We start from the raw sequence: 13,550 nt of genomic DNA, 5'->3' as shown, positions 1-13,550 counted from the left end.
CGAGGGCTCCGGGGCATGACGATGACACCGGTGGCATTTTGGCAAAAGCCTGTCGCTTTTTCCGCGAAAGTTTCTGTTAACCTAGCGAAGAAGGGGCGGGAGATTTTGCGGCGGCCATGAAGTAACTACAATTCCCGACCGGAGTACCGAACATGCCCAAGGCTGTTGGGAATCTTGAAACGCGACGACGATGCGGGAGCGGCGACTGCCAAAACCCGCTGAACGTCCCATTGCATATTATTAAGAACCACGATGTGGCCATGGTGAAGTGCGACAGGTGCAGCCACGAGCATGCGCTGCGGAATGTCCGCGACATGAGTGTGGGCAATGCTGTTTCGCAGTGCGTCTGGTGCGGGGGCAGGGAGTTCTTCATTCGCAAAGACTTCCCGCAGAAGGTCGGCCTGGGGCTGGTTATCGTCTTCGGAATCGTGGCGTCCGTGTTCTACTACTATGAGAATGTCATCGCGACGTTTGCCACGCTGGGCTCGCTGGTGGCGGTCGACGCGGTCATCTACCTGTTCGTCGGCCGGGCGACGGTCTGCTACAAGTGCCGGGCCGAATACCGCGGCGTGGGCTATAATGCCGATCACCGGGGATTTGATCTGGCGACGTCAGAAAAATATTCGCATTCCTGATTCGGCGCCATGTCCCTGGTGGGCGCCGGTCTGTATGAGTTCATGCGATAGATGGGAGTCGACCATGGGCGAAACCGTTCTACATGGCAAGGACGTGGACCTGAAGCGCATCGCCGCGGCGGTCCGCGAGATACTGCTGGCGATCGGCGAGAATCCGGATCGCGAAGGATTGAAACAGACGCCCAATCGCGTGGCGCGGATGTATGCCGAGATGTTCGCCGGCCTGCGGCAGGACCCGCGCGATCATCTCAAGACATTCTTCCACGAGCGCTACGACGAAATGGTGGTCCTTCGCGATGTCACCTTTCATTCGATGTGCGAACATCACCTGCTGCCTTTCGAAGGAAAGTGTCACATCGCCTATCTGCCGAACGGCAAGGTGATCGGCCTGTCCAAGCTGGCGCGGATCGTGGACGCCTTCGCTCACCGGCCACAGGTGCAGGAACGCCTCACCACGCAGATCGCCGATATTCTGCTCAACGAACTCGACGCCAAAGGGGTCGCGGTGGTGATGGAGGCGGTGCACAGTTGCATGACCTGTCGCGGCGTGAAGAAGGCGGGCAGTGTGATGGTGACGTCCGCCGTGCGCGGCGAATGCTGTCACAACGCATCGACGCGCGCCGAGATCATGAGCCTGCTGCACAAGTAACGCGTGCGGCGCTGCGAACTCGACTGGGCGACCCATCGAGATTAGCCTTGGGGGCTTGATCAACCCGGCAATGCCGTTGTCATCTTACTGGTCCGCGTCAACCCCCCGATGGACAACCAGACAGACTGGAAGCCGCTGTATCCCTTCGAGAGTCGATCCTTCGATCGCAGCGGCCTTCGCTATCATTACGTGGATGAGGGCTCCGGACCGCCGGTGGTGATGGTCCACGGAAACCCGACGTGGTCGTTTTATTATCGCGAGCTGATCAAGTCGTTGCGGACGACGCATCGCTGTATTGCCCCCGATCACATTGGCTGCGGGCTTTCTGATAAACCGGACGACGCCCGATACCGGTATACGCTGGATGAGCGGGTCGCCGATCTGGGGGCATTGCTCGCGCATCTGGGGATCGAGCGCGACGTCACACTGATAGTCCACGACTGGGGTGGTATGATTGGGCTCTCATGGGCCCTGCTGCGGCCGGAGCGCATCGCGCGGCTGGTCATCTTGAACACAGGCGCATTCCTGCTTCCCGCCAGGAAGCGGCTTCCCCGGCGACTCAAGCTGCTACGGAAGAAGAGCCGTCTCGCCGAACTCGCGGTCCTCAGGTTCAACGCGTTCGCCGGCAGTGCGACATGGATGGCCACGCGGAAGGGGCTCTCGCCGCAGGTGAGTGCCGGGCTTGTCGCACCCTATGACACGCCCGAGCATCGCATTGCCACGCTGCGCTTCGTGCAGGACATTCCGCTGCGGCCGCGCGACGCCGCCTATGCGACAGCCAAGGCGACCGATGATAATCTCGGCAAGCTGGCGGGCCTGCCGACTTTGATTTGCTGGGGCGAGCACGATTTTGTCTTCGACCGGCATTTTCTCGCGGAGTGGAAGCGACGATTTCCCAACGCGGAGGCACACTCTTTCGCCGATGCCGGGCACTACGTCCTTGAAGATGTCGGCGATCAGGTGATCCCGCTGGTTCAGGACTTTGTGCGCCGCCACTCGGTGCGCACCGAGCCGGGTCCATCTGCGCCTGCCTCCGGCGGCATTCTCAATGTCGCGGCCCACCTGCACGAGGCGGCCAAGGCCCATCCCGATCAGCGGGCGATCGTCTGGACGCGCAAACAGCACGCCGACGGCCAGGCCGAGTACGCGCACGTCACGTTTCGCGAATTGGACGAGGAGTCGGACCGCTATGCCCACGGCCTGTGTCGCGCGGGCGTGACGCGGGGGATGCGCGTCATTGTCATGGTTCGCCCGGGCGTTGAGTTTTTCACACTGACGTTCGCGCTGTACAAGATCGGCGCCGTGCCGGTCCTGATTGATCCGGGCATGGGTAAGCGGCGCATGGTCGAGTGCCTGCGAGCCGTGGATGCCCAGGCGTTTATCGGCATTCCGCTCGCCCACTTGCTGCGGCTGTCGCATCGCGAGGCGTTTAAGACGTGCCATATTCGTGTCACTGTCGGCCGGCGATGGGGCTGGGGCGGTTTGTCGCTTGATGAGCTTCGCGCCGATCCGTGGCGGCCGTTCCCGATCGCAACGACGCAGCCGGACGATCCCGCGGCGATCATTTTCACGACCGGCTCCACGGGGCCGCCCAAGGGCGTTCTCTTCCAGCATCGGGTATTCGACGCACAGGCTCGAATCCTGCGCGATTACTTCAAGATCCAGCCGGGCGAGATCGATCTGCCGACGTTTCCGCTTTTTGCGTTGTTCGATCCGGCGCTAGGGATGACGGCGGTCATCCCGGATATGGACCCGACGCGGCCGGCGTGGGTCGATCCGGAGAAGATTGCCCGGGCGATTCGCGATCAGAAGGTGACGCACATGTTCGGCTCGCCGGCGCTTCTGGACAGGGTGGGGCGATACGGCGAAGCGCAGTCGCTCAAGCTTCCGACGATTCGGCGGGTCATCTCGGCGGGCGCGCCGGTGCCGCCTGCGACGCTGGAGCGGTTTGCGAAGTTGCTCGACTCGGACGCGCGCATTCACACACCCTACGGCGCGACGGAGGCGCTGCCGGTTGCGGCGATTGATCATGTGGAGATTCTGAGCGCCACTGCCGCGCGGACGGCGCGCGGCGAGGGGACCTGCGTGGGCAGGCCGATGCCGGATGCCGATGTGCAGATCATTCGCATCGACGATGGACCGATTGAAAAAATCGACGATGCGCAGACTGCTTCGCCCGGCGAGATTGGGGAGATCATCGTGAGGGGCCCGATGGTGACGCGGCGCTATTGCACCGACGAGCGGGCCAACCGGCTGGCGAAGATCGTGGACGGTAACTCGATTTGGCATCGCATGGGCGATGTGGGTCGTTTCGACAAGCAGGGCCGGCTCTGGTTCTGTGGGCGCAAGGCGCACCGCGTCGTGACGACTGCCGGGACGTTGTTTACCGATCCATGCGAGGCGATTTTCAATCAACACCCGCGAGTCTTTCGCTCGGCGCTGGTCGGCGTCGGAGAGCGACCCCATCAGCGGCCGGTGATTTGCATTGAACTGCATGCCGATGATTCGCAGGCCGATCTCGACAAGTTGACCGCGGAGCTGGTCGCCGCGGCGGCCGCCCACGAACATACCCGGCCGATCGAGACGGTGCTGTATCACGCGCAGTTTCCGGTGGACATCCGGCACAACGCGAAGATATTCCGAGAGCAATTGGCCGAATGGGCCGCGGGGCAGATTTCATGAGCCGGTGCTGTCTGGTCACGGGCGGGGGCGGCTTTCTCGGTCGGCGCATCGTCGAGATGCTGCTGGATCGCGGAGAGAGTGTTCGCATCCTCGCCCGCGGGGATTATCCGGAGCTGGCGGCGCTCGGTGTGGACTGCCGGCGCGGCGACATCACCGATGCCGATCTTGTCTCGAAGGCGTGCCGGGGATGTGATGTTGTCTTCCACGTCGCAGCGAAGGCGGGCGTCTGGGGGCGCTACGAGGAATACCACCTGCCGAATGTGGTCGGGACGCAGAATGTCATCGACGCGTGCCGGTCGTCCGGGGTGGGGCGGCTGGTTCATACGAGTTCCCCGAGTGTCGTCTTTTCCGGTGAAAACATGGAGGGTGTGGATGAATCGGTGCCGTATTCGCGGCACTACTCGGTCCCGTATCCGCGGACGAAGGCCGTCGCCGAGCAGCTTGTCCTTGCCGCCAATGATGACTTCTTGGCGACGACCGCCCTACGGCCTCATCTCATCTGGGGGCCGCGCGACAATCATCTCGTGCCGCGCATCGTCGCCCGGGCGTCATCTCTGCGGCGCATCGGCGGACTGAACAAGAAGGTCGATTGCGTTTACATCGATAACGCAGCATCGGCGCACATACTGGCGGCGGATCGGCTGGAGCCCGGCTCGCCGGTGGCGGGGAAGGCCTACTTCATCAGCCAGGGCGAGCCCCGGGGTATCTGGGATTTGGTCAACGGTATCCTTGCGGCCGCCGGCAAGCCGCCGGTTGAGAAGACGATTCCGATCTGGGCGGCCATGTCGATTGCGGCGGTGATGGAGGGAGTGTTCGGCGTGCTCGGCATGCGGCGCGAGCCGCGGCTGACTCGATTCGTCGTTCATGAACTGACGACGGCACACTGGTTTGATATTTCGGCGGCCGGCCGGGACTTCGGGTATCGGCCGGAGGTTTCCATCGACGAGGGCCTGAAGCGGCTCGCCGAATGGTTCCGGCTCGGCTCAAACTAAGCTTATGGCCTTTCGAGGGTTAAGGGGCCGATAATTTCCATCGCCGGGGCGATTTTTCTCACCTTACCGACCGAGTCTGACCGAAAATGCAGGTATGAGCCCGATAGGGCGGCAATTTGGTTTTCGGACGTCCTGTTCGCCTGCTTTTCGAGTGACGGCGGTCGATGCGGCCGTTATGATTTTGCGATTGCCGGGACGGGCCGGCCATAGTCAAACGTTTCACTTAATTGGCAATCGCCTATTGGCGATATCCGTACCTCAGCGCTGCTGGGTCGATTGTAGGATTGGGTATGAACACGCCAGACGAGAAACTCAATACACTGACCGGCCGAATGGACGAGCTTAAGCGAGAGATCTCAGACATCTCCAAGGCCCGACCAGGCTCGGACAACTCCGCTCTGGAAGACCTCGAGGGCATCCTTCTTCGCGAGCTTCACAGCATCGAAGGGCAGATTCGCCAGATTCAGTCCTACATCGACAAATGCCACAGCGGCGCCTCGCGGGACGACTAGAGCAGATTGCGCGTCCCTCTAGCGCCATAGTGCACTAGAGGTTAGGCTGGTTGCCGAAGGAGTACTTTGGCATGGAAGCCTATTCGATGGATCTGCGAAAACGGGTGCTGGCGGCGTGCGATGCCGGGCATGGGACCACGCGGGTTGCGAAGTCGTTCGAGGTGTCGCCGGCCTGGGTTCGGCGACTGAAGCAGCGACGGCGTGAGCTCGGCACCATCGCGCCGTTGCCGCATCGGGCCGGACCGATCCCGAAGCTCAACGACGCTCGAAAGGCGCGGCTCCGCAGGCTGGTGGAGACCCAGCCCGATGCGACCCTGGCCGAACTGCGCGACCGGCTGGGTCTGGAGGTCACCCTGGGCCACCTTTGCCGCACGCTCCACAAGATGAAGCTGTCGCTAAAAAAAAGTCGCTCTTTGCGGATGAGCAGAACCGTCCGGACGTGAAGGCGGCGCGGCAGCGCTGGCAGGCGGCGCTGGGCGGCCTCGATCCGGATCGCCTTGTTTTTATTGATGAGAGCTCGGCCAAGACCAACCTGACGCGGCTGCGGGGCCGCGCCCCGCGCGGGCAGCGGGTCAAGGCCCATGCGCCCAATGGCCGTTGGCAGACCACGACGATGCTCTGCGGACTGCGGCTGAGCGGACCCACCGCGCCGATGCTGTTGCCCGGGGCGATCGATGGCGCGGCCTTCACGGCCTATGTCCGCCAGGTTCTCGCGCCCACCCTCAAGCCGGACGACATCGTGGTGATGGACAACCTGGCCTCGCACCACGCCCCGGGCGCGATGGAGGCCATCGCTCAAGTCGGCGCCACCGCTTTGTTCCTGCCGCCGTACTCGCCCGACTTCAATCCGATTGAACCGATGTGGTCAAAGGTGAAGCAGTACCTGCGAAGTGCGGCGGCGCGAAGCTTCGAGCCGTTGTGCAAGGCGATGGGCCGCGCGATTGCCGCCGTGACGCCCGGCGATGCCATCGGCTACTTTACGCACTGCGGAATCGCTACAGAAATGCGCAAACCGCTCTAGCCCCGGCGCCCCGCCCATCGATTCATTCACCCATTCGCAGCCGCCGAGAACCCAGCCGCGCCGAAACGGGGTTCCTCTGGGCGACCATTCACCGGATACTTAATCCTCCTTCGTGGTCTCGGGACCGCTTCGCGTCAGCGACGCCTCTTGAGGACATCTTTTACACATTCGCTGGAGGGTTGGAATAATGAAGCGCTTCGCCGCAAGTCTTGTTGTCGCATGCTCGCTTGGGTCGCTGCTAATTGTCGACTCGGCGATCGCGGAGGCTCCGAGCGTCAGACAATTCGTGGAGATCAAGTGGCCGCGCTCGGGCAATCTCGCGCCCGGCGGCGAATTCTATTTCATCCACAATCCCGACGGGCTCTTTCAGCTCTATGTCCGAAAGGGTGGCGACGAGCGCAAGCTGACTGACTTTCCCGACGGCGTACAGGGCTATTCGCTCTCCGATGATGGCAAGTGGATCGCGATCAGCGCAGCCATCGGCGGAAACGAGCAGGCTGACATCTACTTGTTCGAAACGAGCACGGGGCGGATGCGAGCGCTCTACGCCCATCCGGACGTGGTGTTCGGAAGCGTCGTCTGGCGGCGCGACTCGAAGGCATTCGCCTTCAAGGCCAACGACATCTCACCGTCGGATTTCTATGTGTATGTGTACGACCTCGCCTCCAATTCGACGCGCCGCGTGCTAAGCCAGCCCGGCGACACGTCGCCGGTCGACTTCAATTCCACGGGCGATCGGTTGATGACCATGCGATACAACTCCGCGTCGCATTCGCAGCTTTTCGAGGTGAATCTCAACGACGGCAAGAACCGCGAAGTCACGCCGGCGGGCGAGGAGTGGGCGTTCAAGCCTGTCGGCTACACGGCGAAGAACGACGCCTTCATCGCCATCAGCAACTACAAAGGCGACAAGAACACGCTGGCGCGGATTGATCTCGAATCGGGAGAAGTCTCGCCGTTTCTACCCGAGCTTGCCGAGTTCGAGACGGACTTCGGCGTGTTCAACGACAATCGCAGCCTGCTGGCCGTCGGGCTCAATGAAGACGGATACGGCACGCTCAAGCTCTACGCGCTCGGCAAGAAAAACGCCACCAAGGAGATGCCCACCCCCGCCATGCCCAAGGGGATCGTCGGAAATGTCGCGTTTTGCGGCGGGGACATGCTTTACTCTATCGACAATGCCCAGAACCCGGGCCTCATCTACCGCTGGTCGCCGGCCGTGCCGACTGCCTCGCCTGTGGCATTGACCGAGGCCGATACCCGGGGCATCGATCTTGCGAAGTATCCGCTTCCGGAATTGATCAAGTACAAGTCTTTTGACGGGCTCGAGGTGCCGGCATTCATTTATCTGCCGCCGGATTACAAGAAGGGCTCGAGGATTCCTTTTATCGTCAGCTATCACGGCGGCCCGGAGGGGCAGTATCGCCCGAACTTCAATTACCTGAATTCTTACTTCGCCAGTCGCGGCTTCGGCGTGCTCGCGCCGAACGTGCGCGGCTCATCGGGCTATGGCATGAAGTATCTGGAGATGGACAACTACAAGAAGCGAATGGGCAGCGTGAAGGACGGCATTGAGGCGGCGAAGTGGCTGGTGGCCGAGGGCTACAGCTCGCCGTCGCAGATCGCGGCTTTCGGCGGCAGCTACGGCGGGTTCATGGTCATGGCGACGATCACAGAGGCGCCGGAGATATTCGGGGCGGCGTGCAACATCGTCGGCATCTGTAACATGCAGACATTCCTTGAGCGGACGAAGGACTATCGCCGCAAGCTGCGCGAGGCGGAGTACGGCCCGCTGGAGGACACGGAGTTTCTTAGGTCGATCTCGCCGATTTACAAGGTCGATCGGATCAACTGCCCGCTGATGATCGCGCACGGCGCAAATGACCCCCGCGTGCCGCTGCACGAAGCGGAGCAGCTCGAAGCGAAGATGAAAAAGCTGGGCAAGCCGGTGGAGATGCTGGTCTTCCCCGACGAAGGCCACGGCTTCCGCAAGGAGAACAACCGCATCGAATTCGCCGAGCGCGTGACGGAGTTTTTCTCGAAGAATCTCAAGCCGTAATTCTCTCTGAGGGCTACTCCAGTCTTCGCAGCAGCGTGTAGTGCGCGAAGAGGTTTGTCTCCAATTCCATCTTGTAATCCCCCGAGTCCCAGCCGAAGGCGTGGGCCATCTCGCGGACGGCCTTGGAGTCGTCGCGGTCGAACTCGATGATCTTGAAGCCCGCCGATTCCAGCATCTTTCGCGGGAAGGGGCACCGGCCGTCGGCCCACGGGATGTACGGCTTATCCGCCGGGGCGGGGGCGGGGCAGATGTTGTAGATCATCACGTATCCGCCCGGCTTGAGCGCGGCATATAGCCTGGCGACGAACTTGTCCTCGCTCACACCGAGATCGATGAGCATGCGGCTGTCCACTTCGCGCTCGGGATGGAGATAGCCGTTCTTGAGCGTGTTCTTGGAGATGATCAGGTCGTAGCCGCCGCCCACGCGCTTGCTTGCATCGGCGTCGCCGGGCCAGCGACCGTTGACCAGTGTCACTAGGCCGACATCCTTCCCGTCGACGGCGATCTTTCCCTGGTCATCCTCCTTGCAATAGAGGGCGGGGAGGAATGGATCGACATCGACGCCGACGGCATCGGCGCCCATGCTCGCCAGCATGCGCAGATGGCCGACGGTGCCGTAGCCGTAGTCGAGAACGCGCTTGCCCCTGACATCCTTGATGCCTGCCTGGCCGAGCAGGTCGAGAAGCCGGACATAGGCCAGCGGCGTGCCGTATTTGGTGTGGTAATAGATCTGCGCCGTGACGGGAGTCTTGGTCAGGTCGGCCCGCTGCCTGTCGGACAGCTTCGCCGCTTCGTCGGGCATGACGTAACGCTTGTCGGCCGTGCGATAGAGATCGCGTGCGGAAGGAATCGCCAGGCGGGCCGCGGCGTCGAGAAAGCCTTTCGCCAGGGGCGATTGGACAAGCGGCCGTGCGGCGTCCGCCTCGGTGCGCATGGTCTTCAAACATTGGGAGTCGTCCGGCGGAGCCCCCTTTTCGGCGCGGGCGGTTGCGCAAACGCTCGCGAGCATGAGTGCCATCAACATGTGTCGACAATTCATCTTGTTCTCCATTTTCTGAATGCGACCCGCTCCTTCGTTCTTGGCGGTCGGGGCGTGTCCGGGCGCTGCGCCTCGGACGGGATATCGCCGACGATGGCCTCGAGGATGTCCTCCAGGGTGACAATGCCCAGCTCGGGGCCGTTACCTTCCGCGACCATGACGATGTGCCGCCGGCTCTTTCGCATGTAGGTCAAGGCGTCGACCAGCGGCATGTCCGGGTCGAGCGCGGCCGGCGGCGAGGCAAGATCGCGGAGGATCAGGACGTCGCCCAGTTGCAGCGCGATGGCGTGTATGGCGAGCTTGATGTTGAGGATGCCGACGATCTTCCCGGTGGACGGATCGCGCAGCGGCCAGCGCGTGTAGGGCCATTCTTGAAGTTGCCCGACCGCCTCGTTGACGGTGGCGTTGGCGTCGAGCACCTGTACCTTGCGCATGGGGATCATGGTGTGGACGACCTTGAGGTCCGCGAAGTCGAAGGCCCGTCGGAGGATGTCGCCGTGCTCGTGGTGGAATTCTCCGGCCTCGTCGGCCTTGTCGACGAGCATTTCGAGTTCTTCTTCGGTGTGCGCCGCTTCCTCAATCTCGACGTCGCCCAGCCCGAAGGTGCGAGTGACGGCGTTGCCCATCCAGCTCATGACGGACACGAGCGGCGAGCAGACCAGTCGGAAGAAGGCAATCGGCCGGGCCACGATCATGCCGATTCGCTCGGTGTGCTGAAGCGTCAGGGCCTTGGGGAGCAGTTCGCTGAGGACAACGGTCAGGAGCGTCACGAGCGTGAACCCCACGACGAGGCCGAGTACGCGCCCTGCCGTTTCGGGCATGTAGGCGCCGAGCGGAGCCAGAATGAGGCGGATGATCTGGGTCATGGCCGGCTCGGCGACGGCCCCGATGAGGAGGTTGGTGGCGGTGATGCAGACCTGAATGGTGGCGAGCGACCCGCCCATGTCATCCTTCAGCCGGGCCAGTACGCGGGCGACGGCGACGCCTTCGCGGCGAAGCTCCTCAATGCGGGTCGAGCGCAGCGTGACGACGGCGTACTCCGCCGCCACGAAAAAGGCATTGATGCCGATCAGCAGGGGCACGAACATCAACTGCAGGATGAGAAGCGTTACGGACATATATGCCGCATACGATAACGCCTGAGAGTTGAATCGGGCGATGGGGGAACTTGGGTCACCGGGGAATTGCTGAATCGGCCGAATTTCGCTGAAAGACGGCGGTGTTTCGCTGATCGGTGAATCGGAGCGCCAGGTTGTACTGGCGCGCGATATGGTCCAGCGTGCGCTGGGCATAGAACGCGACATGTGTCGGGTCGCGCGGATAGTGCCATTTCGCGAAGTGGGCCAGCCCCCTGTGAAACTCGGTCATGACAATGAGGTATCCCTGTGGGCGAAGGTGGGCGCAGACGCGCCGAATCTCCTCGCCGGGCAGCGAGAAGTGCTCAAAAGTCTCGGTGGACAAGATCGCATCAAAGGGGACCGAGAGGTCGGCCTGCGGCGCGAAGTGCGGATCGTAGCCGTCAGCCTCGTAACCGGCCTGTCGAAGCATTTCAACGAGCACGGGGCCGGGGCCGCACCCATAGTCGAGCACGCGTCGCGCCGGCGGTACATAAGTCTTCATCACGTCGATCAGCCGCTCGAAACGGGCCACGTAGCCCTTGTTCTCCAAAGTATTCTCGTGCATGGCATAACGCGCTACCTGCTCGTCGATCTTCAGGTGCAGATGCTGCGGAACGAAGATCAGGTCGCATTGGGTGCACGAATAGAAGGGGCGGTCGTAGGCCTCCAGCGCAAAGGGCGCAGGCTGAGCGCAAAGCGGACATGACTCACTCATGACGGAACAGATTGTCACGCATCACCGGCCCGACGGATAGTAGAAACGGCCCTGATCGGCACCTGACCCAGGGACGACCGATCGAACAGTACGGGAGCGGATGGGAATCGAACCCACCAGACGACGCAAGGCGCCGTCTCAACGGCTTTGAAGACCGCGGAGCCCACCAGGAACCCTGACGCTCCCGGGGACATGATAACGGGTCGGCCCTAAAGGCACAGACGGCGCATCACCACTGACGCGGTCGCTTCGCTTTTTCGCGCTATGACGGGCCGGCTAGCGGCTCACAAATTTGACGGCAGGGCCGGCCCGGCTCCTTGGCGGTGAAGATTCTCGATGCCTCGTCGGTGAGCCAGTGCCTTGCGATGGCCGGCTTGTTCCTCGCGGGATCGAGACTTCCGTATCCGGCGCGGGGCTCGCCTGCCGCGCCAGATTCAGAAGTTTGGGCACGAAGAAGTCGTCTGGATCAAGGGCTGCGGCGCGGGTGAGTGCCGGCAATGCCGCCTGGGACCCTTCCGTAAAGAACATGACATAGCCCAGCATGGTCATCGCGGCGGCGTCATTCGGCCGCTGCGCCACACGCGCCCTCAGATTGGCAAGGTGCAAATCGAAATCGCTTTGATCGCCGTACTCGTCGCGGATGTCGTAAGTCTTGTAGCGAAGCGTGGGAGACAGTTCGAATGCCCGAGCGAGCATGTCGACGCCTTCGGCATAGCGGCCCAGGGCGAACATCGCGTGCCCCGCGTGCAGGCGGGCCGGTCCGTTGCCTTGGTTGGTGTCGGCCGCGCCGATCCATTTGACGGCCGCCTTGTCGTAGTGGCCGTCGCGGAAGAGCAGGATGCCCTCGTCAAAGAACTCCGCGCTTTGATTGATCAGTCGCCCGGCGCGCTGTGAAGCGATGTACCAGACGTATTCATGATCGGCGTCGTAACGACCCTGATTGTAGGCGTCAGCGGTGTTGCCGTAGTAGGGCGAGGCGGCGGCGGGGCCCCAGTAATAGCTATCGCCGTATGCGTAAGAGCCGCCGAACGAGCGGCCCAGCCGGTGTCTTGGCAGAGGATTGATCAATCGCGGCCGGCGCAAGTGGCTGTAGTCCGGCGTCGGGCGGAAGTGCGGACTCCAATCGTCCGCGCGCCCCGTGGGCGGATAGACGTAATGGCCCGGCGAAAGCAGATACAGCTCGCGATTCGAATCGGGCGACGACGAGATCATGTGGACGCGAGGGTTTCGCTCGGGCGGCGTGTTCGACGGAGACCGAACCTGGGACATGAGCGGCGGCGCACTCATCAGGATGGGGATAAATACACACGCTCGCGCGATGCGACTCTTCATCATGGGCGCTCCCTGGGCCTTGGGGCAGGGAATCAAAGGGCGATGCTCGCCCTCACACTTCACCCAATGATAGACCCCGGGTGATGAAGAAAGATAGTACTTCGCGGCGGAATGTGACGGACTTTGGAGTTTTCCGCGATGGGAGCCGAAAAGGATGGCCAGCCGATGGGCCCTCTCAATCGGCTTTTCGCTTGAAGCGAAAGGCCATTTCCCGGCCCTTGGCGCCGGACGCGGGCAGAATTCGAACCTCATACTCGTCGGGCGACGGCCGGGAGAAGGCGAACCCCAGCGTCTTCTCGTGATCGGGGTTCTCGAAGCGCACCTCGCTGTCAGAGCTGCTCTTAAGCGTATAGGGAATCGCTCCGTTTTTGCTTTCCCATGCGGTCTGGCGGCGATCGAAATGACGGATTCGAAAGACCGGCGTCCCGTCTTCGACGGTGATGGTCATCAACTCGATCATCCATAATTTACCACCCTTGAGCCACCGAAACATGCCCTGCATGCAATCCCCGGCCGGCGATGACCAGGATTCTTCGAGGTACTCGTCATTCTGTGTGCGGCTCCATGTGCCCTGCATCCATGAAAGGGCGGCGAGCGGGTCGGCCGCGACGGTGACAGGTGTGGCAGCCTTGTCGAGGGGATCACCGCTCCATGCCGCAGCGCGCGTAAAATAGGCCGCCTGCGTGATTAGCCCGCATATTTCATCAGTGATCTTCGAATGGTGATGGACGGAGTTTTTCGGCTTTGTGCGTGAGCGGAGGGACGAAGGTGGAGGTTGGAGCGCGCAGGGCCCCCT

Annotated in this window: 13 protein-coding genes, 1 tRNA gene and 1 pseudogene; 9 read left to right on the top strand and 6 right to left on the bottom strand. The window is 62.3% G+C overall.

What is annotated here, in order from left to right:
- Nucleotides 1-152: 152 nt before the first annotated feature.
- From HS101_07705 to HS101_07665, 9 genes and pseudogenes are all read left to right on the top strand, one after another.
- A complete protein-coding gene (locus HS101_07705) occupies nt 153-635 on the top strand; it encodes a hypothetical protein (protein ID MBE7506158.1) in 483 nt (160 codons plus the stop codon).
- Nucleotides 636-669: 34 nt separating this feature from the next.
- Complete coding sequence (gene folE / locus HS101_07700) at nt 670-1,284, top strand: GTP cyclohydrolase I FolE (GenBank protein ID MBE7506157.1); 615 nt, start codon at nt 670-672, stop codon at nt 1,282-1,284.
- A gap of 108 nt (nt 1,285-1,392) precedes the next feature.
- Nucleotides 1,393-2,283: pseudogene (locus HS101_07695) on the top strand (alpha/beta fold hydrolase).
- Between the two features lie 42 nt (nt 2,284-2,325).
- The gene (locus HS101_07690; protein MBE7506156.1) at nt 2,326-3,966 is read left to right on the top strand and encodes an AMP-binding protein; all 1,641 of its coding nucleotides are present in this window, start codon (nt 2,326-2,328) and stop codon (nt 3,964-3,966) included.
- Nucleotides 3,963-4,958, top strand: a complete 996-nt coding sequence (locus HS101_07685) for an NAD-dependent epimerase/dehydratase family protein (GenBank protein MBE7506155.1) — start codon at nt 3,963-3,965, stop codon at nt 4,956-4,958. Before HS101_07690 ends, HS101_07685 begins: the two co-directional genes overlap by 4 nt.
- A gap of 290 nt (nt 4,959-5,248) precedes the next feature.
- The gene (locus tag HS101_07680; GenBank protein ID MBE7506154.1) at nt 5,249-5,470 is read left to right on the top strand and encodes a hypothetical protein; all 222 of its coding nucleotides are present in this window, start codon (nt 5,249-5,251) and stop codon (nt 5,468-5,470) included.
- Nucleotides 5,471-5,541: 71 nt separating this feature from the next.
- Entirely contained in the window at nt 5,542-5,913 is a 372-nt protein-coding gene (locus HS101_07675) for a transposase (protein ID MBE7506153.1), read from the top strand.
- Nucleotides 5,910-6,491, top strand: coding sequence for an IS630 family transposase (locus HS101_07670; protein MBE7506152.1), 582 nt, complete (start codon nt 5,910-5,912; stop codon nt 6,489-6,491). Before HS101_07675 ends, HS101_07670 begins: the two co-directional genes overlap by 4 nt.
- Before the next feature lie 187 nt (nt 6,492-6,678).
- Nucleotides 6,679-8,550: a S9 family peptidase gene (locus tag HS101_07665; protein ID MBE7506151.1), complete on the top strand. Its 1,872-nt coding sequence runs from the start codon at nt 6,679-6,681 to the stop codon at nt 8,548-8,550.
- Between the two features lie 13 nt (nt 8,551-8,563).
- On the opposite strand, the gene HS101_07660 is transcribed toward HS101_07665, so the two are convergent.
- The 6 genes from HS101_07660 to HS101_07635 all read right to left on the bottom strand — a co-directional run bounded on the left by HS101_07660 (nt 8,564) and on the right by HS101_07635 (nt 13,247).
- Nucleotides 8,564-9,589 (bottom strand): hypothetical protein, encoded by a 1,026-nt coding sequence (locus HS101_07660; protein MBE7506150.1) that lies wholly within the window; start codon nt 9,587-9,589, stop codon nt 8,564-8,566.
- On the bottom strand, nt 9,586-10,707 hold the full coding sequence (locus HS101_07655; GenBank protein ID MBE7506149.1) for an HlyC/CorC family transporter: 1,122 nt from the start codon (nt 10,705-10,707) through the stop codon (nt 9,586-9,588). Before HS101_07655 ends, HS101_07660 begins: the two co-directional genes overlap by 4 nt.
- A gap of 55 nt (nt 10,708-10,762) precedes the next feature.
- Nucleotides 10,763-11,422, bottom strand: coding sequence for a class I SAM-dependent methyltransferase (locus tag HS101_07650; GenBank protein ID MBE7506148.1), 660 nt, complete (start codon nt 11,420-11,422; stop codon nt 10,763-10,765).
- A gap of 91 nt (nt 11,423-11,513) precedes the next feature.
- A tRNA-Sec gene (locus tag HS101_07645) sits at nt 11,514-11,608 on the bottom strand.
- Nucleotides 11,609-11,698: 90 nt separating this feature from the next.
- Nucleotides 11,699-12,757 (bottom strand): hypothetical protein, encoded by a 1,059-nt coding sequence (locus HS101_07640; protein ID MBE7506147.1) that lies wholly within the window; start codon nt 12,755-12,757, stop codon nt 11,699-11,701.
- Between the two features lie 172 nt (nt 12,758-12,929).
- Nucleotides 12,930-13,247: a hypothetical protein gene (locus HS101_07635; GenBank protein ID MBE7506146.1), complete on the bottom strand. Its 318-nt coding sequence runs from the start codon at nt 13,245-13,247 to the stop codon at nt 12,930-12,932.
- Between the last annotated feature and the right edge of the window lie 303 nt (nt 13,248-13,550).

The organism is Planctomycetia bacterium (assembly GCA_015075745.1).
Classification (GTDB): Bacteria; Planctomycetota; Phycisphaerae; order UBA1845; family UTPLA1; genus UTPLA1.
The sequence above is the reverse complement of the archived record's forward strand: the minus strand, read 5'-3'. Positions and strand labels throughout refer to the sequence as shown.